General features: G+C 39.0%; 1 protein-coding gene. It reads right to left on the bottom strand.

The features are described from left to right. The coding region (locus KI686_RS16500; RefSeq protein WP_237590401.1) for a PorV/PorQ family protein at nt 1-287 on the bottom strand (287 nt) is incomplete at both ends.

The raw sequence follows: 287 nt of genomic DNA, 5'->3' as shown, positions 1-287 counted from the left end.
ACTCAATTTCTCCTAAAGAAAAATATCGTAACCCTACCGAGAACGCGCTACGCTCATCTAGACGATTAAAATACGTCACATTTCCTAAAAAAATATCGTTTACTAGTTTACTTAAATACGGGGTGTAGCTAACACCGATTCCTGATTTTGTTTCAGAAAACGCATATTTTGAGGCATTCCATTGTTGCGAAAAAGCATCAACAGATGTTGCTACGCCCATATCAGCCATACCGGCTGCACGAGCATCGGAAGCAATCATTAAAAAAGGAACACCAGTTGTAATAACT

Source organism: Polaribacter sargassicola (genome assembly GCF_021991835.1).
Classification (GTDB): domain Bacteria; phylum Bacteroidota; class Bacteroidia; order Flavobacteriales; family Flavobacteriaceae; genus Polaribacter; species Polaribacter sargassicola.
Note: the sequence above shows the minus strand (reverse complement) of the source record. Positions and strands in the feature narration are given on the sequence as shown.